This is a genomic window from Streptomyces sp. NPDC001513 (genome assembly GCF_042894695.1).
GTDB lineage: Bacteria > Actinomycetota > Actinomycetes > Streptomycetales > Streptomycetaceae > Streptomyces.
Map to the genome: position 1 here is coordinate 261,431 of NZ_JBIAVU010000005.1, position 26,133 is coordinate 287,563.

A 26,133-nucleotide genomic window follows, 5' to 3' on the forward strand; every position below is an offset into this window, starting at 1 on the left:
GCCCCTTCGCCGAGCAGATCACACCGCACTGCTCGACGTGCCGGGGCCGGACCCGGCCCGGGCCTGACAGAATCGGGGTTGCGCGACCCGGGCGGCGCCCGGAGTGAGACGCTGCACGGGGCCCAGGGCCCCGTGCCGGTGGAAGCGGGCCCGGTGAGGGCCCGTACGGGGAGGTGTGGAGGCGAGTGGTGGAGCAGCTGACGCAGCACGACCCGAGACGGATCGGCCCCTTCGAGGTGCTGGGACGGCTCGGCGCCGGCGGCATGGGGCTGGTCTATCTCGCGCGGTCCGCGTCCGGACGGCGGGTCGCGATCAAGACGGTGCGCACCGAGCTCGCCGAGGACCAGCTGTTCCGGGTCCGTTTCACCCGCGAGGTGGAGGCGGCCCGCGCCGTGTCCGGCTTCTACACCGCGGCCGTGGTCGACGCCGACCCGCGCGCCGCCGTGCCGTGGCTGGCCACCGCGTACGTCCCGGCGCCCTCCCTGGAGGAGATCGTCAACGAGTGCGGGCCCATGCCCGCCCAGGCCGTACGGTGGCTCGCTGCCGGCATCGCCGAGGCCCTGCAGTCCATCCACGGCGCCGGCCTCGTCCACCGCGACCTGAAGCCGTCCAACGTGCTCGTCGTCGAGGACGGCCCGCGCGTGATCGACTTCGGCATCGCGAGCGGCGTCTCCAACACCCGCCTGACCATGACGAACGTCGCCGTCGGCACCCCCGCCTACATGTCGCCCGAGCAGGCGAAGGACTCGCGCAGCGTCAAGGGCGCCAGCGACGTCTTCTCGCTCGGCTCCACCCTCGTCTTCGCCGCCACCGGGCACCCGCCGTACCACGGGGCGAACCCGGTGGAGACGGTCTTCATGCTGCTGCGCGAGGGACCCAACCTGGAGGGGCTCCCCGAGGAGCTGCGGCCGCTGATCGACTCCTGCATGCAGATGGACGCCACGCAGCGGCCGACCCCGGCCGACCTGCAGGCGCAGCTCGCCCCGCACCTGTTCGACGGCGGCGACGACAGCGGCACCGCCTCGGCGTGGCTGCCCGCGCGGGCCGTCGCGATGATCGAGGCCCGGCGCGCGGGCAACCGTACGGCCGCCGTGGTGCCCGCGCCCGCCCCCGCCCCCGTCCCCGGCCGGGACGCCGGCTCCGGCGGCCCCGACTCCGTGGGCGCCACGCACCGCCGGCCGCGCGGTGGCGCCGACCCGTGGGTGGACCCGCGTACCGGGCAGGCCGTACCGCAGCGCCCGCACCGCCCGCCGATGTCCCCGGTGCCCTCCGGGGAGCCGGTGCGCCTGGGCGGCTCGCCGGTGCCGATCGGGCCCGGGCCGCGCGCGAGCGCCGCGGCCGCGCACGCCCCCGCCGCGGACTCGGCGACCGGCTGGGTCCGCCCGCCCGGCGGGGCGGTGGCCGTCACCCCCTCCGCGGTGGCGGTACCGAGCCCCGGCCCGGCCCCGGACAGCGGCCGCTGGCGCCCGTGGCGCTTCCGCATGTCCAACGAGGTCTGGGGCACCCCGACCGTCGCCGGCAACCTGCTCTACGTCACCTCCTTCGAGGTGCACGCGCTGGACGTGGCGAGTGGCCGCCGCCAGTTCAAGACCCGCGACGTGGCCTGGTCCATGGCGGTCTCCGACGGCCGGATCCACGCCTCCGACGGCCCCTCCCTCTACGCGCTCGACGCCTCCGACGGCTCCGAGCGGTGGCGGCTGTCCGCCGACGCCTGGGTGTACGCGCTGCGCGCCGACCGCGGCACGGTCGTCACCGCCACCCGTGGCGGTGGCGTACAGGGCTGGGAGGCCTCCAACGGCCAGAAGCTGTGGGAGCTGACCGGAGCCCAGAGCGACTTCGAGACCCCGGAGGCGGCCCCCGTCCTCCACGACGGCACCGTGTACGTGTGGCAGGACGCCCGGCTGCGCGCGCTCGACGCCCGCAGCGGCCGCGAGTCCTGGTCGTACCCGGTCGGCGACGTGGCCTCCTGCGGGAACGTGCCCGTGCGGGTCACGCCCGCCCCCGACGGCAACGTCTACATCGCGGCCGGCACCCGGGTGCTCTCCGTGGACCGGGCCACGGGCCGGGTCCGCTGGCACTTCGAGGCCCCCGCGGTCTTCCTGGCCGCCCCGGCCTTCGCGCCGGGCGCGGCGGTCACGGGCGGCGGGGTCTACCTGGTGGACTACCTGGGCACCGTCTACGCCCTCGACGCGCTCACCGGCCACGACCGCTGGCGGATCGCGACCGAGTCCCGGCAGTCCTCGGACCCGGTGGTCGTCGCGAACGGCAACGTGCACCTGGGCGCGGGCAGCGCGCTCTACACGCTCGACGCGGTCACCGGCACCCCGAAGTGGCGGTTCGCGGCGGGCGGCGAGATCACCGGCCTGCCGGCGGTCGCGGACGGCCGCGTGCACTTCGGCTCCGCCGACCACTGCCTGTACACCCTGGACGCGGCGGGCGGTCAGCTCCGCTGGAAGCTGGCCACGGGCGGCGAGATCACGGGCGCGCCGGTGGCGGAGGCGGGCGTGGTGTACGCGTGCAGCAAGGACCGCTGCGTGTACGCCCTGGACGCGGCGAAGGGGACGGGCACCCGGACGAGCGGTTGACCTGCGCGGAGGCGGGGCTGCGGCCCCGCCGGGTAGCGCACCGCACCGGGAGTGACAGGATGGACCCCATGAGCAACGTCTACTTCGACATCACCATCAACGGCGCCCCCGCCGGCCGCATCGTCTTCGCCCTCTTCGACGAGGTCGTCCCGAAGACGGCGCGCAACTTCCGTGAGCTGGCCACCGGCCAGAACGGCTACGGCTACGCCGGCTCGGGCTTCCACCGCGTCATCCCCCAGTTCATGCTGCAGGGCGGTGACTTCACCAACCACAACGGCACCGGCGGCAAGTCCATCTACGGCGAGAAGTTCGAGGACGAGAACTTCCAGCTGAAGCACGACCGCCCGTACCTGCTGTCGATGGCGAACGCCGGCCGCAACACCAACGGCTCGCAGTTCTTCATCACCACGGTCGTCACCACGTGGCTCGACGGCAAGCACGTCGTCTTCGGCGAGGTCGTCTCGGGCCAGGAGCTCGTGGACCAGATCGAGGCCCTGGGCACCCAGTCCGGCGCCCCCAAGGGCAAGGTCGAGATCGCGTCCTCGGGCGTCGTCGAGGCCTGATCCCCACCCACCATCCCGGCCGGCCGGCCCCGCCCCCACCCGGGGGCCGGGGCCGCCGCCATGTCCGGGACATCACAGCGACATCGGCACCGCCGCCCGGATCACCCTCGCATGTGTCCATAGGATGACCTCTTGATCAGAGCAATCGCGATTACGGGGGCCGATTCGGCATGACGACCTTCGACACGGAGTGGGCAGGGCTCAAACAACAGACGGCGGCCGGCGTGGACATGCGCCTCGCGAGCGCCGCAGCGGCACCTGACGGAGGCGGCAGCGGCGATCTGACGTCCGACCGGACCGTCTGGAACCGGGCGAGCCAGGACCTCGGCGGCCTGTCGACGAGCATAAAGGGCGCCTTGGGCGCACTGGAGACGGGTCAGAAGGGCGCCGCGGTCGAAGGCGTCCAGAGCGCCACCGCGCACCAGGAGCTGTACCAGTCCTGGAAGACGTACCTGGAGAGCCTGTCGGGCAAGTGCACCGGCCTCCAGGGGCCGCTGGAGAAGGCCGGCAAGGGCCAGTACGACAACGACGAGGCCATCAAGGGCAGCCTCGCGCAGATCAACGGGCAGTACAAGGACACACCCGCCACCGGCGGCAGCGGCGGGGGACGGTGAGCCCAAACCATGGACTACGCAGCACTCGTGGCCCTGAAACCGTCCGAGTTCACCGAGGCGGCCGACGGGTTCAAGGCCGTCAGCGACATGGCGGACCACGCGTACGGTGACACCGAGGGCCAGATATCCGCGCGACTGCGGGCCGGTCTCGACGGCGTCGCCCTGGAGGCGGCGCTGGGATCGCTCCGGGAACTGGCGAAGAACTTCCACTACACGCAGGTCGAATGCGGCCTGGCGGCGACCTCGCTGAAGGCGTTCGCGGCCGCGATGACCGAGGCGAAGAAGAAGCTCGCGGACGCCGTTGAGGACGCGGAGCACCAGAAGTTCAGGGTGGGGGCCGACGGCTCGGTGACCTACCCGCCCGGCGGTACGGAGAAGGACGGGAAGCTGCCCGAGGGCGGCACCGTCACCGGCAGCGCCAAGGGCAAGCCCTCGGGGAACGTGATCGACCCCACGAAGGACGCCAACGACCTGTCCAGCGCCCTGGAGCGGCAGGCGGCGAACATCCACCCCAATCCGAACTTCGGCAAGGCGGTGGAGATCGCCAACCACATCGCGCAGGCCGTCGCCGAGGCGACCGAGGCCGACGCCCTGTGGGCGCCCAAACTGCGCAAGCTCAAGGCGGACGACGACCTGGTCGTCTCCGACAAGGACTGGGCGGACGTGGAGAGCGACACCTCCGAGGTCCGCAGCGGCGCGAAGGACTACCTGGACCACATCAAGCCCCCGCCCAAGGGCGACGACCCTAAGGCGAACGCCGACTGGTGGAAGGGCCTGAGCCCGGACGAGCAGTCCGCGTACCTGTCCCTGAACGGGGCGGAGGTGGGCGCGATGGACGGGCTGCCCTCGGTCGTCCGCGACGAGGCCAACCGCACCGTACTGGCGGAGACCAAGGCCCAGTTCCAGATCAGGCTGGACGGGATCCCCCCGCAGCCGCAGAAGTACGTGCCCTCGGGCAGGGACTACCCCGCGGTCGTACTCAACCCCGCCTGGTCGGAGTGGGACGAGAAGTACGCCAAGGACAAGGCTTTCCTGGACAAGAACCTCAAGGGCATGAACGCCATCCAGGCCCGGTTCGACGCCACGGGCACGGACGGCCTGCCCGAGGCGTACCTGCTGGGCTTCGACACCAAGGGCGGCGGCCGGGCCATCGTCGCCAACGGCAACCCGGACACGGCGGCCCACACCGCGGTGTTCGTCCCCGGTACGTACACCGACATCACGAAGTCCGAGACCTACATCGGCCACATGTCCAAGCTGTGGAAGGAGACCCACGCCCAGCTCCCCGGTGAGAACGTGTCCACCATCACCTGGATCGGCTACGACGCCCCGCAGAGCATCGTCCCCGCGGCCATGATGGAGAAGTACGCCCACACGGCGGCGCCCGACCTGAACCACTTCATGGCCGGTCTGGAGCAGGTCCAGGGCGGCGACGAGAAGAGCCACACCACACTCATCGGCCACAGCTACGGCAGCACGGTCGTGGGTGCGTCATCGAACGCCGGTGACCTGCGCACCGACGACATCATCGCCGTGGGCAGCCCCGGCATGCTGGTCGGCCACGCCAAGGACCTGGACGTCGGCGCGGACCACGTGTGGTCGGAGGCGGCCGGCTTCACCAAGGACCAGGTGCCGGCCGGCGGCAAGGCGGCCGGGCTCGGCGGCGGTGCCCACTGGTACGAGGAGCTCCTGCCCTTCGGTTACGCGTGGGGGTCGAACGTGCCATCCGACGAGGATTTCGGGGCCCATATCATGGAAAACGACGCCAATGATCACGGGGACTACTGGAGGAAGGACTCGAAGAGTCTTGAGAATCAGGCGAATGTCGTCGCCGGTCATTACGACAGGGTCACCCGTGGCTGACACGAAGACCCGGGACCGGGTCGCCGGCCGCCGGGTTTCCGGATCTCTGCGGATCAAGGCTCTCGCTGTCGTCCTTGCCGGATCGCTTTCCGTGCTGTCTATGGGGTGTTCGAACGTGAAAGAACTGAATTACGAGCCCGTCAGGATGGATCCCGGTCCGGCGCGCACGAAGACGAAGCAGGTCTCCAGCCGCCTGCTGGAGATGACCGGCGTCAAGGGCAAGGTGACCGAGCCCGGCCCGAGTGTGTCGCGCTGCAGCGAGCACGGGGACGACCTGTTCGCCACGGAGCACCCCTGGTCGGTGTACGAGATCTCCGACGCGCAGGTCGAGGAGGGCATGCAGAACCTGCGCAAGGCCCTCGGCGAGAACGGCTGGAAGATCACCAAGGATGGCAAGGCCAACAGCCAGGCCCAGGACCCGGAGATCTACGCCGAGAACAAGGCCGAGCAGTTCGACGTGCACGTAACGGGCCGCAGGAAGACGGAAACCGGGCAGTCGATGCTCCTGTTCAAGGTCGTCTCCGCCTGCTTCCGCGCGGCCTCGGCCTCCGACCTCGACGGCCAGTACTGACCCTGACCCCGCCGCGTCAGGGGCGCTCCGTCGGCGGGTGAGGCGGCCGCGCATGACGGAGAGCTAGCCCAACAGGGCGGCCCTGTGATCGGTGATCCCGGCGGCGGTGAAGAGCTCCCGGACGCGGTAGTCGCGTCCGTGACGGCCGTCGTACCAGGCACGGAAGGGGCTCGGACGGCGGCCGCCGCTCCGATCAGACCCGTCAGCGAGCCGAGTACGGTGCGGATCATGCCCGGCCCCTCGAGACAGGGGTCCTGACCACGACGCTACGCCCGGAGCCCTCGCCGCGCATGCGGGGCGGGCGGAGCCGATCCGGTCCCGGCCGGTTACCGGTGTGGCGGTGCGCTGATAGCGTGGCCCGCCGTTGTCCAGGGAGGGGTTCGGGCCATGGTGGCTGGGCGTCGTATCAGGTTCACCGCGGTGCTCATAGCCGTGGTGTTCGCACTGACCGGATTCTCGTCGCACGGCGGAAGCAGCAGCAGCGGGAGCAGCGGCAAGAGCAAGAGCAAGAGCAGCAGCGGCAGCGGCAGCGGGGGCGGCTGCTCCAGCTCCAAGAGCAAGAGCAACAAGAAGAAGAGCCACGGCAGCGGGAGCAGCAGCAGCCCGACGGCCTCGGCGAGTACGACGTCGGCGCCCGTGCGGGCCGTGCTCGTCAGCTGCGTCGGCGCGGACGCCAAGGGGGCCGCCGTCCAGGTCATCTCCACCGAGCCCATCGAGCGCACCGTGCGGGTGCCGGTGACCTTCAGCGGTGCGGGCGGTGCGACCCTCGACGCCGGCTCCGTGAAGGTCACGCTCAAGGCGCGCGAGAGCCGGACCGTCGTGGTCCCGATGACCACCCCGGGCAAGGCCGCGGACGTGAAGAACTGCCTGGTGGGCGCGGTGGAGCGGGCCTAGGCTCCGCCCTGCCCACTGCCCTGCCCCGCCTTACCGCACCCGCGGCTCCGGCGCCCCGCGCCGGCCCGCGAACAGGTCCGCCTGCCGCTCCGGTGCCAGGTTCCCCAGCGCGATCAGCGCCGGGGCCTGGGCCAGCGCCTGCTGGAGGGCGGCCTGCTTCGCCGACCACAGGGCCCGTACGGTGCCCTGCACGGCCTCCGTCGGGAAGCCGGCCAGGGTCTCCGCCGCCCGCAGGGCCGCCGGGAGCAGCCCGTCCGGCGCGGTCAGCTCCGAGACGAGCCCGATCTCGTGGGCCCGGCGTGCCGAGAGCCGTTCGGCCGTGCCCATCAGGGACATCCGGGCGGCCTCCCCGAAGGGCATGCGCTGCGCCATGTAGACGGCCTCGTAGGCGCTGACCATGCCGTATGTCGTGTGCGGGTCGAAGAAGGTCGCCGTATCGGAGGCGATCAGGAACTCCGCCTCGCCCAGCAGGTAGAAGGCCCCGCCGCAGGCCATGCCGTTGACGGCGGCGACCACCGGCTTCCACAGGTCGCCCGCCTTGGGGCCGATCGCGATCAGCGGATCGTCGGTCGAGTACGGGGACCCGGGCTGCGGCACGTCCACGCCGCGGTCGATGCCGGTGCAGAAGGCGGCCGTCCCGGCGCCCGTGAGCACCACCGCCCGCACCTCCTCGGCGAACCGGAACTCCCGCCACACCGCGCTCAGTTCGTCCGCCGTCGCCAGGTCGATCGCATTGTGCCTGCGCTCCCGGTCCAGGGTGACGACCGCGACCCCGGTCGCCTTGTCCCGCTCCACCCGTACGGTCACGACTTCTCCAGGAGCCAGCGCGGCACGGCCATCCCGCCGATGTCGGCGAAGGCCACCTGGACCCGTGCGCCGATGCGCAGCCGGGCCGGGTCCATCGAGTCCAGCGGGGCGTCGGCCGAGGTCACCAGGTTCCCGGCGAGGCGGATGTGCGGGGCGTCGGCGAGCTCCACGAGGACCACGTTGTACGGGGCCTGCGCGGCGTAGGCGGGCAGCAGCGGCGGATGCGGCCGGACGTACGACCAGATCCGGCCACGGCCGCTCATCCGGCGCCATTCGCTGTCGAAGGATCTGCAGTGCGGGCAGCAGGGGCGGGGCGGGAAGCGCAGCCGGCCGCAGGCGGCGCAGGCCTGGACGCGGAGCTCGCCCTGCGCGGCGTACTCCCAGAAGGGGGCGCCGTCCTCGTCGGGGACGGGCAGGAGCAGTTCGGCCGCGGCCTCGGCGGCGGCTTCGGATGCGGTGGTCATCGGTCAGCTCCTCAGCAGGATCGCGGACGTCGGGACACCCTCGCCCGCCGTCACCAGGCAGGTCGCGGCGTCCGGCACCTGGGCGGTGGAGATGCCGCGCAGCTGCTTGACGCCCTCGTTGATCAGGTTGAAGCCGTGCACGTACGCCTCGGAGAGGCCGCCGCCCCCGGTGTTGATGGGGAGTCGGCCGCCCATCTCCAGGGCCCCGCCCTCGGTGAAGGCGGCGCCCTCGCCGCGCCCGCAGAAGCCGTAGCCCTCCAGCGAGAGCGGGATCAGCGGGGTGAAGGCGTCGTAGATCTGGGCGACGTCCACGTCCTGCGGCCCGAAGTCGGCCTGCTTCCACAGGTGGCGGGCGGCGGTCCAGGCGGGCCCGGAGAGCGGGTCGTCGTTCCAGTAGTTGACCATCCCGTGGTGCTGGGAGGGCAGGCCCTGGGCGACGGAGTGCACGTAGACGGGCTTCTGCCGGCAGTCCCGGGCCCGTTCGGCGGAGACGATCACGCAGGCCAGCGCCCCGTCGGTCTCCAGGCAGTTGTCGAAGAGGCACAGCGGGTCGCTGATCATGCGGGAGGTCATGTACATCTCGCGGGTCAGCGGGCGTTCGTACATCATCGCGGCCGGGTTGGCGTTGGCCCGGTTGCGGCAGGCCATGGCCACGTTGAAGAGGTGGTCGCGGGTGGCGCCGTACTCGTGCATGTAGCGGCGGGCCAGCATGCCGATCTCGTCGGCGGGGCGCAGCAGCCCGAAGGGGCGGGTCCACTGGCCGGGGGTGGGCAGTTGGACGGCGGTGTTCTTCCAGGGGCGGGGGCCGGAGCCGCGTTTGCGGGAGCGCCAGGCGACGCCGACGGTGGCCTGGCCGGTGGCGACGGCGGAGGCGAGGTGGCCGACGGTGGCGCAGGAACCGCCGCCGCCGTAGCCGATCTTGGAGAAGAAGGTGACGTCGCCGGCGCCGATGGCCTTGGCGACCTCGACCTCGTCGGTCTCCTCCATGGTGTAGGAGGAGAAGGCGTCGACCTCGGAGGGCTCGATGCCGGCGTCGGCGAGGGCGGCCAGGATCGCCCGGCAGGCCAGTTCCTTTTCGGACTGCGGCAGTCGTTTGGCAAAGGCGGTCTGCCCGATGCCCACTATCGCCGTAGCGTCCTTGAGCGTTGCCGCCATCGCCACCTCCGGAGTGCGCCAGTACTGACAGCCGCGAAGGCTACAGCTAATCTGACGGATAGTCAGCTACTGGGTTCGCGGGAGGATGACACGCATGGGCGACGACGCACGCGCAGACCTGCGCTGGGGCAGTATCGCGGGGCTCGTCCGGGCGGCAGCGGTACGGTACGCCGACCAGGAGGCCGTCGTCGACGGCCGCGTCCGCATCAGCTACGCGCGCCTCGGCGAGCGCGTCGAACGCGCCGCGGCCGCCTGCATCGCCGCCGGGGTCGAGCCCGGCGACAGAGTCGCCGTATGGGCCCCCAACACCCTGGAGTGGATCGTCTCCGCCCTCGGGGCCGTCTCGGCGGGCGCGGTGCTCGTCCCCCTCAACACCCGGTTCAAGGGCGCGGAGGCGGCGTACGTCCTCCGGAGCAGCCGGGCCCGGCTGCTCTTCGTCACCGGCACCTTCCTCGGCACCTCCTACGTCGCCTCCCTGCGCCGGGCCGCCGGCGAGGGCCCCGGCTCCGGGCCGCTGCGCGGGCTGCCGCACCTGGAGCAGGTCGTCGTCCTCGCCGAGGACGCCCCCGAGTCCTTCCGCACCTGGAAGGACTTCCTGGCGGGCGGGGACCGCGTACCGGCCGCGACCGTCCGCGAACGCGCCGCGTCCATCCCCTCCGACGCCCCCTCCGACATCATCTTCACCTCCGGCACCACCGGCAGCCCCAAGGGCGCCGTCATCACCCACGCCCAGTCCCTGCGCTGCTACGACGTGTGGTGCGAGCTCGCCGGACTGCGCGAGGGCGACCGCTACCTGATCGTGAACCCCTTCTTCCACACCTTCGGCTACAAGGCCGGGATCATCGCCTGCCTGATGCGCGGGGCCACGATGGTCCCGCAGCCCGTGTTCAACGTGGACACCGTCCTCGCCAACGTCGCCGCCGAGCGGATCTCCGTGCTCCCCGGGCCGCCCACCCTCCACCAGTCCCTCCTCGACCACCCCCACCGCGACCAGCACGACCTCTCCGCCCTGCGCCTGGTCGTCACCGGCGCCGCCGTGGTCCCGCTCCGGCTCGTCGAACGGCTGCGCGGCGAGCTGCACATCGCCACCGTCCTCACCGCGTACGGGCTCTCCGAGGCCAGCGGCGTCGTCACCATGTGCCGGCGGGGCGACCCCGCGGAGATCGTCTCCGAGACCTCCGGACGGGCCATCCCGGACACCGAGGTGATGATCGTCGGCGCGGACGGGACGGAGCGGCCGACGGGCGAGGCCGGCGAGATCCTGGTCCGCGGCTACCACGTCATGCAGGGCTACTTCGAGGACCCCGACGAGACCGCCAGGGCGATCACCCGGGACGGCTGGCTGCACACCGGGGACGTCGGGTTCAAGGACGCGCACGGCAACCTGCGCATCACCGACCGGATCAAGGACATGTTCATCGTCGGCGGCTTCAACGCCTACCCCGCCGAGATCGAGCAACTCCTCGGCCTGCACCCGGACATCGCCGACATCGCGGTCGTCGGGATCCCCGATCCGCGCCTCGGCGAGGTCGGCAAGGCGTACGCGGTCCGCCGCCCGGGCTCCACGCTCACCGCCGACGACCTGATCGCCTGGTCCCGGCGGGAGATGGCCAACTACAAGGTGCCGCGCGCGGTGGAGTTCGTCTCCGAGCTGCCGCGCAACGCGAGCGGCAAGGTGCTCAAGCGCGAGCTGCGGGCCCGCTAGTGCCGTCCCGGCCGGCGCTCAGCGGGCGTACGAGCCCAGGCCGATCAGGCAGTACACGTACTGGTTGAGGACGGTGGCGCCCCGCGTGTAGCGGTAGGAGAACGCGTACTGCGTCTTGGGGTTGGAGCTGCAGCGCTCCATGTCCGAGGTGCCGGGGATGCTCTCGATCACCTTGTAGTGCGCGTCGGACGCCGAGCACGAGACCTCGTCCACACCGGTGACGGTCTTCGGGGTCGTCGAGTCCGGCAGCTGTCCGTTGAGGCAGGTGCCCCGGTCGAACGGGCTCGGCTCCGGGGTGGGTTCCGGAGCGGGCGCCGCGCTGTACCGGGTGGGCACGGGATTCGGGGCGGCGGTGGGTTCCGCGGACCACGGAGTGGAGGAGGGCGGGGACAGCGCGCCGGACGAGTAGGTCGGGGTGGGGGAGGCGGAGTTCTTGGCGTCGTCGTCGTGGTCGTTGTTCACCGCGATGACGACGACGGCGATCACGGCGGCGACCAGGAACGCCGCGAGGCAGCCGCGGCCGTTCGCCAGGGACGACGGGCCCGGCTGCGGCACGCCCGCACCCGCACCTGCGCCGCTGGTCGCACCGACGGCACCGGTCGCGAAGGCGGCTCCCACCCCGGCTGCCGTGCCGGTACCCACCGAGGTGGTCGCGCCGGCCCTGGAGACGCGGATGCGCAGCAGTAACTCCTGGTCCCCGACCCGGGCCCGGACGAGGTCGCCGTTCCGGCAGGACGGGATGCGCAGCCGGGCCGGGCCGGACGGCAGCAGAACGGGGAGGATCACCCCGTGGGAGGCCTGCTCAGGGGTGATCGTTATGGGCATTTCCTGCGACGACACCGGCTGCTCCAAAGGGTGAGGGTGGTGCGGTAGCGCGCTGGCTGACGAACCCTCGCCGATTGTGTCCCGTGCACCGGTGGTGACGCAGTGATTCCGCTAGGAAGGGCGGGTACGGCGGGCCAGCACGAGCCGCCAGCGGGGAGCGCCCCCGGACTGCCGCCCGAAGTGCTCCAGCGGCACGGTCTCCACGGTGAAGCCGGCGGCCTCCAGGTCACGGCGGACCCCGCTGAGCGGGAAGGTCCGGTAGTACATGACGAAGGTCGGCCGCCACACCGCGTTGCGCACCCGCATCGCCGCGTCGAAGCCCGTGGCCACCCACCACACCGGGGAGCTCGCCGGGATCGGGGCGCCGATCGGGAAGGCGAAGACCCCGCCGGGGCGCAGCGCGCGGTGCACCCCGGAGAAGAGGGCGGGCCGCTCCGACGGGAGGAAGTGGCCGAAGGCGCCGAAGCTGACCGCCAGGTCGTACGAGTCCCCGAGCGCGGGCGGCAGCGCCCGCGCGTCGGCCCGTACGAAGTCCACGCGCTCCTCCGGGTGGGCGCGCCCGGCCTCGGCCAGCATGCCCGCGCTCAGGTCCACCCCGGTCACGCGGTCCCGGCACAGCCTGCGCAGCATGCCGATCGCGGCGCCGGTGCCGCAGCACACGTCGAGCCCGGCACCGAAGGAGCCCTCCCGCTGGGCGAGGGCCTCCTCCACGGCGTCGAGCATCCGGTCGGGCGTGCGGAAGGGCGTGTGGTCGAACTTCGGCGCCAGCAGGTCGTAGCCGCGCTCGATCGAGGAGAGGCCCTGCACGGCGAGTTCGCGGACGCTCGGTCCGTGGGAGGAAAACACACCCCCAGCCTATGCCGCGGGCCGGAACCCGGTGCGGACCCGGACGCACGCGTGCGGCGGTCGCGGTGGCTCCCCCTCCGGGCCACCGCGACCGCCGTTCCCCCGTTGAATCCCCCGTACGTATTGCGTTCTTGCGTTCGTGCCTGGTGCGCCCCGTGCCCTGCGTCGTGCCGCGTGGGTGTTACGGGCGCGGACCGGACGCGTGGTTGTCCAGCGTCTGGATCTCCTCGGCCGGCGTCGGCGGAGCGGGAACCGGAGTGGGAGCAGGAGTCGGGTCGAGCGGCTTGATCTCGATGCCCGAGGCGTGGTTGTCCAGGGTCTCGACGTCGACGCCCGGGGCGTGGTTGTCGAGCGACTTGCCGTCGCCGTCGGTCGGCAGGATGTTCTCGTTCGTCGTCATCGGTTCTCCTGGTGGATGGGTGGGGCCCGCTCGGCGATTCCCCCGATGACCGCCGAGCGGGTAGTCCTCCAACCGACCCGGGTGCCCCCCGACGCGCCGGGTCGATGCACCTATCGTGCCGCCCGGCGATAAACGAACGATGAACGCCTCGTTCAACGGGCGTCGTAGCAGGTCAGGCTGCGGTGAGACCGCGATCAGGCGGCGATCTCCGAGGCTAGCAGGGCCTGCACCTCGGCCAGTTCCGCGGACCCCAGCTGCCGGAAGACGGCCTCCGCGTCGCGCCAGCACGCCCGCGCCCGGTCCGTCTGACCGAGTCGCCGCAGCGCCTTGCCCAGCACCGTCAGCACGGTGGCCCGGCGCCACTCGCCGCCGATGCCGCGCAGGGCGATCGCCTGCTCGGCGTGCGAGGCGGCCAGGGTGGGCCGGCGCGCCGCCAAGTGGGCGACGGCGAGCCGGAAGTGGGTCACGCCCTCCCACAGGGGCTGCCGGTTCTCGTGGAAGAGGGACAGCGCCTCGGTGAGCTGGGTGAGGGCCTCGCCGAGCCGGCCCGCCTGGGTGAGCGCGATGCCCAGCGCGTAGCGGCCGTTGGCCAGGCGCAGGGTCAGCCCCATCCGGTCGTAGATGGCGATGCCCTGCTGGGCGAGGTCTATGGCGCTGGAGAGGCGGCCCAGTTCCACGTGGATGCGGGAGAGGTTGCACAGGGCGCTGGCCTCGCCGACGTTGTTGGCGTCGGCACGGAACCCGTTGATGGCCTCCAGCAGGTACTGCTCGCCGTCCGCGTGCCGGCCCTGGTAGAGGGCGATGATCCCGCGGTCGTTGGGCGCCCAGCAGCTGGGCAGCGGGTCGCCGGCCTCGCGGGCGAGCACGGTGGCCTGGCGGGCCTCGTCGTCGGCCTCGGTGAAGCGGCCCGCGACCAGGTGGACGTTGGTGAGGGTGGTGCGGGCGCGGCCCTCGGCGTACGGGTCCTTGGCGGCCTGGGCTGCGTCGCGCACGGCGACGGCGGCCGATTCGTACTGCCGCGAGTTGGCCCCGGACTCGGCCAGGTCCTTCGCCGCCCACAGCAGGTCCACGGCCCGCCGCAGGACCAGCGTCTCGCCGCCGCGTACGGAGGCCTGCCGTACGCACGCCAGCAGCGGGTCGGCCTCGGCGTACAGCCAGTCCAGGGCGGCGCGCGACTCGGCGAAGACCAGCCCGGGGTAGTGGGTGTCGGAGAGGTGGGCGGGGAGCCGGTCGCCGGGGCGTTCCAGGGCGTACACCCCGGAGGCGGTGGCCAGGTAGAAGTCCAGCAGCCGGTCAAGGGCCGCCTCGCGCCCGCTCGGGGGCTGCTCGTCGCGTTCGGCGCAGGCACGCGCGTAGAGGCGTACGAGGTCGTGGAAGCGGTAGCGGCCGGGCGCGGCGGATTCGAGCAGGGAGCAGTCGACTAAAGCTTCCAGGAGGTCCTCGGTGTCGTACTCGGGGAGGTCGAGTACGGCGGCCGCCGCAGAGAGGGAGATGTCGGGGCCGTCGGCGAGGCCGAGGAGGCGGAAGGCGCGCTGCTGGGCGGGTTCCAGCTGGCCGTAGCCGAGCTCGAAGGTGGCTTTGACGGCGAGGTCGCCGGCCTGGAGCTCGTCGAGGCGGCGGCGCTCGTCGCCCAGCTTGGCGGCGAGGACGGAGACGGTCCAGGTGCGGCGGGCGGCGAGTCGGGAGGCGGCGATGCGGATGGCGAGCGGCAGGAAGCCGCAGGCGCCGACGACGTCGAGGGCGGCCTGGCGTTCGGCGCGCACGCGCTCCTCGCCGACGATCCGGGTGAACAGCTGGAGGGCTTCCTCGGGGCTCATCACGTCGAGGTCGACGAGGTGGGCGCCGGCGAGGCCCGCCATGCGGACGCGGCTGGTGACGAGGGCGGCGCAGCCGGCGGTGCCGGGCAGCAGCGGGCGTACCTGGGCGGCGTCGCGGGCGTTGTCGAGCAGGACCAGGACGCGGCGGCCGTCGAGCGTGGAGCGGTAGAGCGCGGCGCGTTCGGCGGGGGAGTCGGGGATGGCGGTGTCGGGGGTGCCGAGGGCGCGCAGGAAGGAGCCGAGGACGGCCTCCGGTTCCGCGGGGCGGGCCTCGGTGCCCTGGAGGTCGACGTAGAGCTGGCCGTCGGGGAAGTGCGGGCGGGCGGCGTGCGCGACGTGCACGGCGAGGGTGGTCTTGCCGACGCCGCCGATCCCGGCGAGCGCGGAGACGGCCATGACCTGGTCCTGGGCGCCGCCGGACAGGATGGCGCCGAGCTCGTCGACGAAGCTGGAGCGTCCGGTGAAGTCGGGCACGGTCGCAGGCAATTGGGCGGGCCTCACGTGGACGGTCGCGGCGGCCGGGGCGGGGTCCTCCGCGCGGGCGAGATCGGCGTCGGCGTTCAGGATGCGCTGCTGGAGCGAGGCCAGTTCGGGGCGCGGATCCACGCCGAGTTCGTCGGCGAGGAGGCGTCGGGTGTCGGCGTAGACGGCGAGGGCCTCGGCCTGCCGGCCGCTGCGGTACAGGGCGAGCATCAGCAGCTCGCGCAGGCGCTCCTGGAGCGGGTGGGCGGCGGTGAGGGCGGTGAGCTCGGAGACGGCCTCGGCGTGGTGGCCGACCTCCAGGTCGAGGTCGAGCCGGTTCTCCAGCAGCTGGAGGCGCCATTCCGCGAGCCGGGTGCGCTCGGTCTCGGCGTGCGGGCCGGGGACCCCGGCGAGGGGTTCGCCCTCCCACAGGTCGAGGGTGCGGGCCAGGAGCGTCCGGGCGAGGGAGCGGTCGCCGGAGGCGCGGGCGGCGTCGGCGTCGGCGGCGAGGCTGCGGGCGACGCCGAGGTCGAGGGTGGCGGCGGAGCGCAGCCGGATGGCGTAGCCGCCCGACTCGGTGACGAGCAGCCCGGGGGCGACGACCTTGCGCAGGCGGGAGGCGTACGTGCGGATGGTGGCGAGGGCCTGTTGCGGCGGGTCCTCGCCCCAGATGGCGTCGATGAGCTCGGGCGCGGTGGCGGTGCGGCCGTCGCGCAGCAGGAGCACGGCGAGCAGGGCGCGCTGCTGGGGGGTGCCGGAGGGCAGCAGCTCGGCGCCGCGCCAGGCGCGGACGGGGCCGAGGACGGCGAAGCGGGACTCGGTGGGGGAGGAGGGGGAGGCGGGGGTGGCCGTGGCGTCGGGGGCGGCCGTAGCGGCAGGGGTGGCCGTGGCCGTGGCGGCAGGGGTGGCCGGAGCGGCAGGAGGGGCCGTGGTGGCGGGAGCGGAAGGGGTGGCGGCCGTGGCTGCCGTGGCGGCGTCCGGGGTCGGGCGCGGGGCCGGGGCCGGGTGTTTGGACGTGGTGGTGGGCCGGGCTCCCTCGGGATGCTGCCGCGGGTGCGGGATGGCCGGTACGCCGTCCATCTGTCGTCCCCCTGCCTTCCGTTCGGTGTAAGGGTCAGTCTGCCCTGTCTTGCGCGTACACGTCAGCCCGTCCATGGCCGATCACGGACCAACTAGCTGACGGTTCGTCAGATCAGCGCTACGGTATGAGCCATGGAGACCTTCCCGAAGATCATCTCGGTGGACGACCACACGGTGGAGCCCCCCTACGTCTGGCGGGACCGGCTCCCGTCCAAGTACCAGGACACCGGCCCCCGCGTCGTCCGCGCCCCCTTGAAGGAAATGACCTTCCTCGGCGGCAAGTTCGCCCCCGTCATGGGGGCCAAGGGCGACGACGGCCCGATCGGCGACTGGTGGGTGTACGAAGACCTGCACCGGCCGCTCACCCGCCTCGACACGGCCGTCGGGTACGACCGCGACGAGATCAAACTGGAAGTCATCACCTACGAGCAGATGCGCCCGGGGTCCTTCTCGGTTCCCGACCGCCTCGCCGACATGGACGTCAACCACGTCCAGTCGGCCCTGTGCTTCCCGACCTTCCCCCGCTTCTGCGGCCAGACGTTCACCGAGGCCAAGGACCGTGAGCTGGGACTGCTCGGCGTACGGGCCTACAACGACTGGATGGTGGAGGAGTGGTGCGGCCCCGACGCCCGCGGCCGCCTCATCCCCCTCACCCTGATCCCGCTCTGGGACGCCCGCCTGGCCGCCGCGGAGGTCCGCCGCAACGCGGCGCGCGGCGTGCGCGCGGTGGCCTTCTCGGAGATACCCCCGCACCTGGGCCTGCCCTCCATCCACACGGACGAGTGGGACCCCTTCCTGGAGGCGTGCAACGAGACCGGCACGGTCATCGCCATGCACATCGGCTCCTCCTCCCGGATGCCGTCCACGTCTGCCGACGCCCCGCCGGCGGTCGGCTCCACCATCACCTTCGCCAACTGCTGCTTCTCGATGGTCGACTGGCTGATGAGTGGCAAATTCGAGCGCTTCCCCAACCTGAAGATCATGTACGCGGAGGGCCAGATCGGCTGGATCCCGTACATCCTCGAACGGGCGAACGTGGTCTGGGAGGAGAACCGGGGCTGGGGCGGGGTCGCGGACAAGGTGCTGCGCCCGCCGTCGGAGCTCTTCGCGGAGCACGTCTTCGGCTGCTTCTTCGACGACGCGTTCGGCCTGAAGAACCTCGACTCGATCGGCGTCGGCAACGTCCTCTACGAGACGGACTACCCCCACTCCGACTCGACCTGGCCGAAGTCCCGCGAGGTCGGCGAGGCCCAGATGGGCCACCTGGCACCCGACGTGGTGGACCGCATCGTGCGCGGCAACGCGATCGACCTGCTGGGGCTCACGGCGGACGGCCTGTGGGCGGGACCGGGGGCGTAGCCCAGGGCGCACAGGGCTACGGGCGCCCTACCGCCCTACCGCCCTACCGCTCGGCCGCGCGGCGCGCACCGGCGCCGCGCGGCTGCGCCGCCGCACCCCGCGAGGAGGTCGCGAGCAGCAGCGCCACGGCCAGGCCCGCCACCGTGAGCACCGGCAGCAGCACCCGTACGTCCACGAAGGCCACCAGCGCGGCCCCCAGCGCCAGGGCCAGCGCGTTCGGTACGAAGATCAGCGTGTTGGCGGTGGCGGCCGCCCGGCCCAGGACGGCGCCCGGCACCTCGCGCTGCACCGCGGTCAGCGCGGCGATCAGCACGCACGGCAGCCCCGCGCCGATCGCCACGCTGCCGGCCAGGGCCGCCGCGTCGTAGGGCAGCGCCCGCGCCCCGACGCCCAGCCCGAACAGGGCCACGCCCCCGGCCGTGAACACCCTGTCCGGCAGCCGCCGCAGGAGCGGGCCCGCCGCGAGCCCGCTCAGGACCGAACCCGCGCCCTGCGCCGCGTACAGCACGCCCACGTAGGTGGGTGCGTGCCCCAGCACGCCGTCGGCGACCGCGTAGACCACCGCGCCGTTCAGACCGGCCAGGAACATCACCGCCGCCCCCGTCAGCACCAGCGGCCGCAGCGCCGGCGAGGCCCACAGCTGCCGCCCGCCCTCCAGTACCTGCGCGATGCCGCGCGCCGACGCGGCCCGGTCCGGCGGCTCCTGGCGGACCCGCAGCAGGGCGAAGATCCCCGCCGCCAGCGCGAAGGTCAACGCGTCGAGCAGCGCCACGGACGCCCCGCCGTACCGGACGAACAGCCCGGCGCCCACCAGCGGCGCGATCAGCTTCACGCCCTCGTTGGCCGTCAGCCGCAGCCCGTTGAAGTCCCCGAGCAGCCGGACGTCCACGGCCTGCGGCACCAGGGCCGCCTCCGCCGCCTCGTGGACGGTGCCGCAGACCCCGTACACGAGCAGGACGGCGAACAGCAGCCACACCCGGTCCGCCGAATCGAGCAGGAGCAGTACGGGCAGCAGCGCGGCCATCACGACGCCGACGCCGACCAGCACCGGCCGCCGCGGCAGCCGGTCGGCGAGCGCCCCCAGCACCGGCCCGGCCAGCACGGGCGCCCACAGGGCGAACACCGTGAGCGCCGCGAGGGCGTCCGACCCGGTCAGCGATTTCACCCAGACCCCGGCCACCAGCCACATCGCGGTCGTGCCGAACCCCGACACCACCACCCCGGCGAGGTACAACCCCGCATTGCGGTCCCGCAGGACCCGTCCCGTTCCCCAACCGACCATCCGACCAGCGTGCGTCTGAGGAGGGCCCCCCGGGATCGGGCAACCGCCCTATTTCGGGGGGCCGTAGCATCGGGGCATGCCCCGGCTTGAGCTTCTGCGCTTCGACCACGCCCCGGCCGTGCTCGACTTCGAGCGGGAGAACCGGGCCTGGTTCGCCGCGTCCGTCCCCGACCGCGGCGATGAGTACTTCGCCCGCTTCGACGAGCGGCACCACGCGCTGATGGCCGAGCAGGACGCCGGACTGTGCCGGTTCCACGTCCTGGTGGACGGCGGTGGCGCGGTCGTGGGGCGGGTCAACCTCGTCGACGTGGCGGAGGGTTCGGCCGAGCTCGGATACCGGATCGCCGAGAAGGCCGCCGGGCGCGGCGTGGCCACGGCGGCCGTACGCGAGGCCTGCGGCCTGGCCGCCACCGCGTACGGCCTGACCACGCTGCGGGCGGTCACCACGCTCGACAACCCCGGCTCCCGGGCCGTACTGGCCCGCACGGGCTTCGTCTCCACCGGCGAGATCCGGCTCGACGGCCGCCCCGGCCTGCGCTTTCTGCGCGACCTGCGCACACCCGCCTGACCGGCCCGCCCCTTGCACCCGGCCCTGCCCCCGAGGCATGCTTCGCCAGGGCAAATCGGAAGGATCATCATGCCGGTGGACAAGCGGACCGTCGTGACGGCGGTGCTGTGTGCGGTGGCGGCTCTGGGGGCTTCCGCCGCGGTGGCCGAGCTGGTGCCGCCGCCCGAGGGGGCCGCGCCCGTGCGGGCGAAGGCCGGACCGACGGCTTCACCGACGGCCACATCGCGATCGCAAGCGGCGAAGCCTCAGCTGTCGACCCCGCCCGGAGCCACCCTCCCGCCCGCCGTCACGCCTCCGCCCGGTGGTCCTGCGGCCTTCACCGGGGCCCTGTTCACGGACGGACTGGACAGTGACCACTTCTGTACGGCCACCGTGGTGCACAGCCCCGGCCGGAACATGATCATCACGGCCGGGCACTGCCTCCTTGAGGGCGACCAGGGCGACGGAACCGCCGTCTTCGCACCTGCGTACGCGAACGGCATGGCCCCGTACGGCACCTGGAAGATCGAGCAGGTCTTCGAGGACGACCGCTGGGCCGAGGGCACGGACGACGACTACGACCTCGCCTTCGCCCGCCTCGCCCCCGACGCCAAGGGCCGCACCATCGAGGACGTGACCGGCGCGGCCGTGCTCGACACCAGCGGGCGCGCGGGCGAGGAGGTCACCGTCACCGGCTACCCCGCCGACCGCAAGATCCCCCGGACCTGCACGGCGGTCGGCGTCCGGGAGAGCGCCACCCAACAGCGCTTCGACTGCGCCGACTTCCCCGGCGGCACCAGCGGCAGCGCGTGGATCGCCCGCGACGGAAAGATCATCGGCATCCTCACGGGCGGCGACACGGACGACGTGTCGACCAGCACGATCCTCGGCGAGTACGCGGCCTCGCTGTACGCCAAGGCCACGGCGAAGGCCCCGTAGCCCGCCCGCCAGCCCGTAGCCCGCCGGCCAGCGAGGTTGTTTCGGCTGATTAGGATCATGGACATGGACGAGATGTACGGCATCGCCCCGGGGGACGAGGAGCTGGCCCACGCGGCGGCGGCGGTCGCTGTTTCCTGGGTTCTCGAGGGAGAGCTGACGGAGCAGCGGGAATCCCAGTTGATCAATGTGCGCCCGCACGGAAACGGCCATGAATGGATCGGGGACGCGATGAAGGTCCACGCATGGGCGAAAGCCCTCCGTGACGCCGTCGACGCCGCGACCGACGACGAAGAGGGCCGGCAGCGCGTGGCCGCGGCGAAGGACACGGCACTCCGGGAGCAGCGGGAGCGACTGTTCTTCGAAATCGACATGGGCTGGTTGAGGTCCAGCCCGGACCACCCCGGCGTCCGTGAGTCCCTGCGCAGGATCGTCGCCGCCGGCGGACCCCAGAGCGGCTGACCCGGGGGAGCCCCTCGGCCGGTCAGGCCAGCAGGCCCAAGTGCACCGGTTCCGCAGGGGCGTTCGTCAGGAGGTCCGGGAGCCGCGGCGGCCACAGGGGTTCGCCGAGGGTGGCCAGCCGGTCCGCGGGGAGCCACTGCCAGTGGATGCCGGGGGACTCCAGGACCGGTTCGCGGTGGGGGCCGCGGGCGAGGTAGATGTGCTCGTGCTGACGGACCGGGATGCCCTGGTGGGTGAAGTCGTGCTCCCAGGTGCACAGCAGCCGTTCCGGCTCCAGGTCCGTCCACCCGGTCTCCTCGCGCAGCTCGCGCCGCACGCAGTCCTCGGGGCTCTCGCCGGGGTCGATGCCGCCGCCGGGCGGCAGCCAGTGGATGCCGACCTCCACGTTGTCCTCGCGGAAGAGGAACACCGAACCGGCCGGGGACAGGATGACAACGCGTGCCGCGTGACGTGGAGTTCGCCTCATCACCTCAGGGTACGTCGGTGATCGGTTCCGGGGGACGGGCTCGTCGTCACCGGTCTTCCGCCCGGTCCGCCGCCGCCCGTCCCCCGATCGCCCTACGCCGCCGCCAGCGCCAGCGTCGGCGACAGCCGGGCCGCGCGCACCGCCGGGTAGAGGCCGGCCACCGTGCCGATCGCCAGCGTGGAGGCGAAGCCGCCGGTCACCGCCCAGAGCGGGACCACCCAGGGGAGGTCGCCGGCGCGGGCGTAGACCGCCGTGGCCGCGCCGCCGAGGACGATGCCCGCCACCCCGCCGAGCCCGGACAGCAGCAGGGACTCCGTCACGAACTGGATCCGGATCTGCCCCTTCGTCCCGCCCAGGGACCGGCGCAGGCCGATCTCGTGGCGCCGCTCCAGCACCGAGATGATCATGGTGTTGGCGACGCCGACCCCGCCCACCAGCAGGGCGATCCCGCCCAGCCCCAGCAGCAGGGTGCTGAAGGCGCCCTCCGTGGCCGCCTTCGCCTGGAGCGCCGCCGAGGGGTCGGTGACCGAGACCGCGCTCGGCGTCTGCGGGTTGGCCGTCTGGGCGATGAGCTGCCTGACCGCCGCGACGCGGTCGTCCGCCGACCGTTCGTACACCGCCGTCGGATGGCCGTCGAAGCCCAGCAGTTGCTCGGCCGCGTCCCAGCCGATCAGCGCGGAGCGCTCGATCTCCGGGGCCAGCGGGATCGGCTTCAGGATGCCGATCACCGTGAAGTACCGGCCGCCGATGAAGACCTGCCGGCCGGGCCCGGTGATGCCGAGCCGGCGCGCGGAGACGTGCCCGAGGACCACCGAGGGGTAGCGGCCGGTGGCCCCGTTGAGCCAGGTGCCGCTGCCCATCCCGGCGCGCAGGGTGCCCAGCAGGTCGTCCTTGGCGGCCTTGAGCACGACTCCGCCCGTCTCCTCCTTCGGGATGTTCTCGGAGCGGCGCACGGACTCGGCGACGTCACCGGTGGTGCCCACCGACTCGACGCCCCCGATCCGGGAGACCATGCCGGGGGCGTCCTTGGGCAGCTTGGTGTCCTGGCCGCTGAACATGCCCTTGCCGGGCGTCGCGACCAGCATGTTCGTACCGAGCGCGTCGAGTTCGCGCAGCAGCTTGGCCTGGCTGGAGGAGGAGATCCCGACCACCGCGATCATCGTCGCGATGCCGATGGCGATGCCGAGCGCGGACAGGAACACCCGCATCGGGCGCGAGCGCAGGCCCGCCGACCCGACGTGCAGGACGTCCCGCGGGGACAGCCGCGGCGGGGTCAGCTTCCGCGCCCGCCTGCCCCTGCCCGTACCCGAGTCCGCGCCCGCGTCCACGCCCGTACGTGTCCTCGTACGGCCCTTCACGCCACCACCTCCGCCCGGCTGCGTACGTCCGCCACGATCCGTCCGTCGCGGATCCGCACCTGCCGCGGCAGGCTCGCCGCGATCTCGTTGTCGTGGGTGATCACGGCGATGGTGGCCCCGTCCCGGTTCAGCTCGTGCAGCAGCTCCATCACCGACTCCCCGGACGCCGTGTCCAGCGCGCCCGTCGGCTCGTCGGCCAGCAGCAGGTCCGGTGCGCCCGCCACCGCCCGGGCGATGGCCACGCGCTGCTTCTGCCCGCCGGACAGTTCATGCGGCCGGTGGTCCATCCGGTCCCCGAGGCCGACCCGCTCCAGGGCCCGCGCCGCCCGGCGGCCGCGCTCGGCGCGCGAGAGGCCGCTGTAGAGCAGCCCTTCGGCGACGTTGGCCCGGGCGCTGATGCCCGGCACCAGGTGGAAGGACTGGAACACGAAGCCGACGTGCCGGGAGCGCAGCGCCGACAGCGAACGGTCCGAGAGCGCCGCGATGTCGTGGCCGGCGATCCGTACGCCGCCCGACGTCGGGCGGTCCAGGGTGCCGACGATGTGCAGCAGGGTGGACTTGCCGGAGCCCGACGGGCCGACGATGGCGAGGAGTTCGCCGGCGGTGACGGTGAGGTCGACGTCGCGCAGGGCGGTGACCCCGCCCGCGTACTCCTTGGTGACCCCGGTGAGCTCCACCACTGTCTCCATGTGCGTCACAGCGTCGGGATCCCCACCTGCATGCCCTCCTTGAGGGCGTCGCCGGTCACCTCGACCCGGCCGTTGCCGAACATGCCCAGCTCGACCTTGACCTCGCGGGCCCTGCCGTCCTCGACGACCTGGACGCCGAAGCCGCCGCCCGCGAGCGCCAGCAGCGCGTTGACCGGTACGGAGAGCACGCCCTTGCGGGTCTCGCCGGTGAGGGCGACGGTCACCGGGGACTGGTCGGGGGCGGTGACCTCGGCCGGTTTGTCGAAGGTGACGGACACCTCGACCTTGGCCTTCTGATCGCCGCCGCCCCCGCCGCCCCCGCCTCCTCCGCCGCCGCCCGCGCCGCCGTTCTTGTCGTCCGGGGCGGCCGTCCCGCCCACCGAGTCGATCTTTCCGGTGGCGTTGACCCCGCCCGGGAGCCGTACGGTCACCGGGTCGCCGGCCTTCGCCGCGGCCGCCTTCGCCGCATCGATCCGGAAGCGGACGATCCGCTCGGTGCCCGTCACCGTCAGCACCGGCTTGCCGGGCCCCGGCTCGTCACCGACCGCCGCGTCGCCCTTGCGCACCCGCTGCGGCCCCGAGGCGAAGGCGATGTCCTCCTTGCCGACCTCGCCCGTCTCCGCCGCCTTGTGCGCCTTCTGCCACCGCTTGACCGCCGTCGCCGTGCCCGCCGTGAAGGTGCCGTCCTCCGGATCGAGCCCGGTCCCGTACCCCAGCGCCTGGAGGTTCCGCTTGAGCTGCTTGACGTCCTCGCCCTTGTCGCCGCTCTTCAGCGGCCGGTACATCGGCGTGGACCCGTACATGAGCCGCACCGCCTTGCCGTTGACCTCGTACAGCCTTCCGTCCCGCTCGACCGCCGAGCCCTCGGGCGCGACCCACGTCAGCACGCCGGGCCCGCCCGCGTTCAGCTTGCGTTCCTGCGCGTAGCCGAGGGTGCCCTCCACCTGGAGGCCCGAGCTGAGGTCGCCGCGCTGCACCGGCGCGGTGGCCGGCGGCAGGCCGCCCTCGCGCTGCTCCTGCCCGCCGGCGCCGCGCTGCGGCTGGGCGATCACGGCGTAGCCGCCGCCCGAGACGGCCAGGACGGCGGCCAGCGACCCCAGCAGCCACTTGGCGCGCTTCCTCATCGGGCCGTTTCGCACTTCTTCTGGGCCTCCTCGAAGGCCTTCTCCTGACCCTTGGGGATCTCGGTGGCGCTCTTCATGCCGCCGTTGTACTCAGGGTCCTTGAGGGCGACCCCGTTCTCGCGCATGCACCGGATCCACCTGAGCTCCTGGTCCTTCTCCTCCTGCGTGGGCTCCTTGCCCGACCCCGGTCCGCCCATCCCGCAGGCCTTCATGGCCTCCTGCATCTTCTGCGGGTCGGCGCCCCCGCCGAGCGTCATGCCGCGCGGGTCCTGGCCGGGCTCGGGGTCGGGCACGTCTATGCCGTGTTCGCGCAGGCACTGACGCATCTTCACGGCCCGGTCGGCGTCCGCGCCGGCTCCGCTGCTGTTCGCTCCGCTGCTGTTCGCGCCACCGCCTCCGGACGCGTCCTTCTTCCCCGCCGAGGAATCGTTCGCGCAGGCGGTGGCGAACAGGGTCAGCCCGGTGACGACCGCGGCCGTGCTCATGATCAGGGATCGCTTCATGGGCCCGAGCCTGCGGTGAAAGGGCCTTTCGCTTCCCTCTCGCACCCTGCTTACGACGGCGAAATGCGGATCTCCGGTAAAGAGGACGCCATGCGCGTACTGGTGGTGGAGGACGAGGAATTCCTCCGGGAGATGATCGCGGAGGGGCTGCGCCGCGACGCGCTCGCCGTCGACGAGGCGAGCGACGGCCTGGAGGCCCTGCGGCGCCTGCGCCTGGGCGAGTACGACGTCATGGTGCTGGACCGCGATCTGCCCGGCCTGCACGGCGACGAGGTCTGCCGGCAGGTGGTGCGCGAGCGGCTGCTGACCCGCGTCCTGATGCTGACCGCCTCCGGGACCGTACGGGACCGGGTGGAGGGCCTCGGGCTCGGCGCCGACGACTACCTCACCAAACCCTTCGCCTACGACGAGCTCCTCGCCCGCGTGCTGGCCCTCGGCCGGCGCGCCCGCCCCGCGCTGCCGCCCGTACTGGAGCGCGCCGGGATCGCCGTCGACACCGCCCGCCGCAGCGCCACCCGCGACGGGCACCGGCTCGCGCTGTCCCGCAAGGAGTTCGCCGTCCTGGAGGCCCTGCTGCGCGCCGAGGGCGCCGTCGTCAGCAACGACGACCTGATCGAGCAGGTGTGGGAGCAGGACACCAGCTACTCCACCAACGCCGTCCGCGTCACCCTCAGCAAGCTCCGCGCCAAGCTGGGCGAGCCGTCGCTGATCGAGACCGTGCCGGGCGCGGGCTACCGGATCGCCGCGTCGTGACGG

At 72.8% G+C, this 26,133-nt stretch carries 25 protein-coding genes; 12 read left to right on the plus strand and 13 right to left on the minus strand.

Features of this window, described 5'->3' with window-relative positions; translation table 11 throughout:
* Positions 1-188 precede the first annotated feature (188 nt).
* The 6 genes from ACFYZ4_RS13160 to ACFYZ4_RS13185 all read left to right on the plus strand — a co-directional run bounded on the left by ACFYZ4_RS13160 (position 189) and on the right by ACFYZ4_RS13185 (position 7,090).
* Positions 189-2,585 carry a serine/threonine-protein kinase gene (locus ACFYZ4_RS13160; protein WP_390783926.1) on the plus strand — a complete coding sequence of 799 codons (2,397 nt, stop codon included), beginning with the start codon at positions 189-191 and terminating at the stop codon, positions 2,583-2,585.
* A gap of 68 nt (positions 2,586-2,653) precedes the next feature.
* On the plus strand, positions 2,654-3,148 hold the full coding sequence (locus ACFYZ4_RS13165; RefSeq protein ID WP_351294844.1) for a peptidylprolyl isomerase: 495 nt from the start codon (positions 2,654-2,656) through the stop codon (positions 3,146-3,148).
* Positions 3,149-3,318: 170 nt separating this feature from the next.
* The gene (locus ACFYZ4_RS13170; protein WP_390783927.1) at positions 3,319-3,762 is read left to right on the plus strand and encodes a hypothetical protein; all 444 of its coding nucleotides are present in this window, start codon (positions 3,319-3,321) and stop codon (positions 3,760-3,762) included.
* A gap of 9 nt (positions 3,763-3,771) precedes the next feature.
* On the plus strand, positions 3,772-5,625 hold the full coding sequence (locus ACFYZ4_RS13175) for an alpha/beta hydrolase (protein WP_351294850.1): 1,854 nt from the start codon (positions 3,772-3,774) through the stop codon (positions 5,623-5,625).
* Positions 5,626-5,740: 115 nt separating this feature from the next.
* Positions 5,741-6,196, plus strand: coding sequence for a hypothetical protein (locus ACFYZ4_RS13180; RefSeq protein WP_390783928.1), 456 nt, complete (start codon positions 5,741-5,743; stop codon positions 6,194-6,196).
* A gap of 387 nt (positions 6,197-6,583) precedes the next feature.
* Positions 6,584-7,090: a hypothetical protein gene (locus ACFYZ4_RS13185; RefSeq protein WP_390783929.1), complete on the plus strand. Its 507-nt coding sequence runs from the start codon at positions 6,584-6,586 to the stop codon at positions 7,088-7,090.
* Positions 7,091-7,120: 30 nt separating this feature from the next.
* Here the strand turns inward: ACFYZ4_RS13185 and ACFYZ4_RS13190 are convergent, their stop codons facing one another.
* The 3 genes from ACFYZ4_RS13190 to ACFYZ4_RS13200 are packed head-to-tail and all read right to left on the minus strand — an operon-like array spanning position 7,121 to position 9,516.
* On the minus strand, positions 7,121-7,897 hold the full coding sequence (locus ACFYZ4_RS13190) for an enoyl-CoA hydratase/isomerase family protein (RefSeq protein WP_351294858.1): 777 nt from the start codon (positions 7,895-7,897) through the stop codon (positions 7,121-7,123).
* On the minus strand, positions 7,894-8,361 hold the full coding sequence (locus ACFYZ4_RS13195; RefSeq protein WP_390783930.1) for a Zn-ribbon domain-containing OB-fold protein: 468 nt from the start codon (positions 8,359-8,361) through the stop codon (positions 7,894-7,896). The genes ACFYZ4_RS13190 and ACFYZ4_RS13195 overlap by 4 nt, the downstream gene beginning before the upstream one ends.
* 3 nt (positions 8,362-8,364) lie before the next feature.
* On the minus strand, positions 8,365-9,516 hold the full coding sequence (locus tag ACFYZ4_RS13200) for a lipid-transfer protein (protein ID WP_351294864.1): 1,152 nt from the start codon (positions 9,514-9,516) through the stop codon (positions 8,365-8,367).
* Positions 9,517-9,610: 94 nt separating this feature from the next.
* Here ACFYZ4_RS13200 and ACFYZ4_RS13205 point away from each other — a divergent pair, with 94 nt between their 5' ends.
* Entirely contained in the window at positions 9,611-11,221 is a 1,611-nt protein-coding gene (locus ACFYZ4_RS13205; protein ID WP_390783931.1) for a FadD3 family acyl-CoA ligase, read from the plus strand.
* An 18-nt stretch (positions 11,222-11,239) separates the two neighbouring features.
* Here the strand turns inward: ACFYZ4_RS13205 and ACFYZ4_RS13210 are convergent, their stop codons facing one another.
* From ACFYZ4_RS13210 to ACFYZ4_RS13225, 4 genes are all read right to left on the minus strand, one after another.
* On the minus strand, positions 11,240-12,061 hold the full coding sequence (locus ACFYZ4_RS13210; RefSeq protein ID WP_351294870.1) for a hypothetical protein: 822 nt from the start codon (positions 12,059-12,061) through the stop codon (positions 11,240-11,242).
* 96 nt (positions 12,062-12,157) lie between these two features.
* Positions 12,158-12,892, minus strand: a complete 735-nt coding sequence (locus tag ACFYZ4_RS13215; RefSeq protein WP_384348662.1) for a class I SAM-dependent methyltransferase — start codon at positions 12,890-12,892, stop codon at positions 12,158-12,160.
* A 181-nt stretch (positions 12,893-13,073) separates the two neighbouring features.
* Complete coding sequence (locus ACFYZ4_RS13220; RefSeq protein ID WP_390783932.1) at positions 13,074-13,292, minus strand: hypothetical protein; 219 nt, start codon at positions 13,290-13,292, stop codon at positions 13,074-13,076.
* Positions 13,293-13,486: 194 nt separating this feature from the next.
* On the minus strand, positions 13,487-16,651 hold the full coding sequence (locus ACFYZ4_RS13225; RefSeq protein ID WP_390783933.1) for a BTAD domain-containing putative transcriptional regulator: 3,165 nt from the start codon (positions 16,649-16,651) through the stop codon (positions 13,487-13,489).
* A gap of 132 nt (positions 16,652-16,783) precedes the next feature.
* Between ACFYZ4_RS13225 and ACFYZ4_RS13230 the strand changes: the two genes are divergently transcribed.
* Positions 16,784-18,010, plus strand: a complete 1,227-nt coding sequence (locus ACFYZ4_RS13230; RefSeq protein WP_351294881.1) for an amidohydrolase family protein — start codon at positions 16,784-16,786, stop codon at positions 18,008-18,010.
* Between the two features lie 43 nt (positions 18,011-18,053).
* On the opposite strand, the gene ACFYZ4_RS13235 is transcribed toward ACFYZ4_RS13230, so the two are convergent.
* Complete coding sequence (locus ACFYZ4_RS13235) at positions 18,054-19,292, minus strand: MFS transporter (RefSeq protein WP_390783934.1); 1,239 nt, start codon at positions 19,290-19,292, stop codon at positions 18,054-18,056.
* 76 nt (positions 19,293-19,368) lie between these two features.
* Here ACFYZ4_RS13235 and ACFYZ4_RS13240 point away from each other — a divergent pair, with 76 nt between their 5' ends.
* The 3 genes from ACFYZ4_RS13240 (at position 19,369) to ACFYZ4_RS13250 (ending at position 21,237) form a co-directional block, all read left to right on the plus strand.
* Complete coding sequence (locus ACFYZ4_RS13240; RefSeq protein WP_351597046.1) at positions 19,369-19,860, plus strand: GNAT family N-acetyltransferase; 492 nt, start codon at positions 19,369-19,371, stop codon at positions 19,858-19,860.
* 69 nt (positions 19,861-19,929) lie between these two features.
* Positions 19,930-20,778 (plus strand): trypsin-like serine protease, encoded by an 849-nt coding sequence (locus ACFYZ4_RS13245; RefSeq protein WP_351294890.1) that lies wholly within the window; start codon positions 19,930-19,932, stop codon positions 20,776-20,778.
* A gap of 63 nt (positions 20,779-20,841) precedes the next feature.
* Positions 20,842-21,237, plus strand: a complete 396-nt coding sequence (locus tag ACFYZ4_RS13250) for a hypothetical protein (protein ID WP_351294893.1) — start codon at positions 20,842-20,844, stop codon at positions 21,235-21,237.
* Positions 21,238-21,259: 22 nt separating this feature from the next.
* On the opposite strand, the gene ACFYZ4_RS13255 is transcribed toward ACFYZ4_RS13250, so the two are convergent.
* The 5 genes from ACFYZ4_RS13255 to ACFYZ4_RS13275 form a co-directional block, all read right to left on the minus strand.
* Positions 21,260-21,703 (minus strand): NUDIX hydrolase, encoded by a 444-nt coding sequence (locus ACFYZ4_RS13255; RefSeq protein ID WP_390783935.1) that lies wholly within the window; start codon positions 21,701-21,703, stop codon positions 21,260-21,262.
* Between the two features lie 92 nt (positions 21,704-21,795).
* On the minus strand, positions 21,796-23,031 hold the full coding sequence (locus ACFYZ4_RS13260; protein ID WP_390784014.1) for an ABC transporter permease: 1,236 nt from the start codon (positions 23,029-23,031) through the stop codon (positions 21,796-21,798).
* Positions 23,032-23,057: 26 nt separating this feature from the next.
* Complete coding sequence (locus ACFYZ4_RS13265) at positions 23,058-23,750, minus strand: ABC transporter ATP-binding protein (protein WP_351294899.1); 693 nt, start codon at positions 23,748-23,750, stop codon at positions 23,058-23,060.
* 5 nt (positions 23,751-23,755) lie between these two features.
* On the minus strand, positions 23,756-24,874 hold the full coding sequence (locus ACFYZ4_RS13270; RefSeq protein ID WP_390783936.1) for a peptidoglycan-binding protein: 1,119 nt from the start codon (positions 24,872-24,874) through the stop codon (positions 23,756-23,758).
* Positions 24,871-25,377, minus strand: coding sequence for a hypothetical protein (locus ACFYZ4_RS13275; protein ID WP_390783937.1), 507 nt, complete (start codon positions 25,375-25,377; stop codon positions 24,871-24,873). Before ACFYZ4_RS13275 ends, ACFYZ4_RS13270 begins: the two co-directional genes overlap by 4 nt.
* A gap of 90 nt (positions 25,378-25,467) precedes the next feature.
* On the opposite strand from ACFYZ4_RS13275, the gene ACFYZ4_RS13280 reads away from it, so the two are divergent.
* Complete coding sequence (locus ACFYZ4_RS13280; protein WP_390783938.1) at positions 25,468-26,130, plus strand: response regulator transcription factor; 663 nt, start codon at positions 25,468-25,470, stop codon at positions 26,128-26,130.
* The last annotated feature ends 3 nt before the right edge of the window (positions 26,131-26,133 follow it).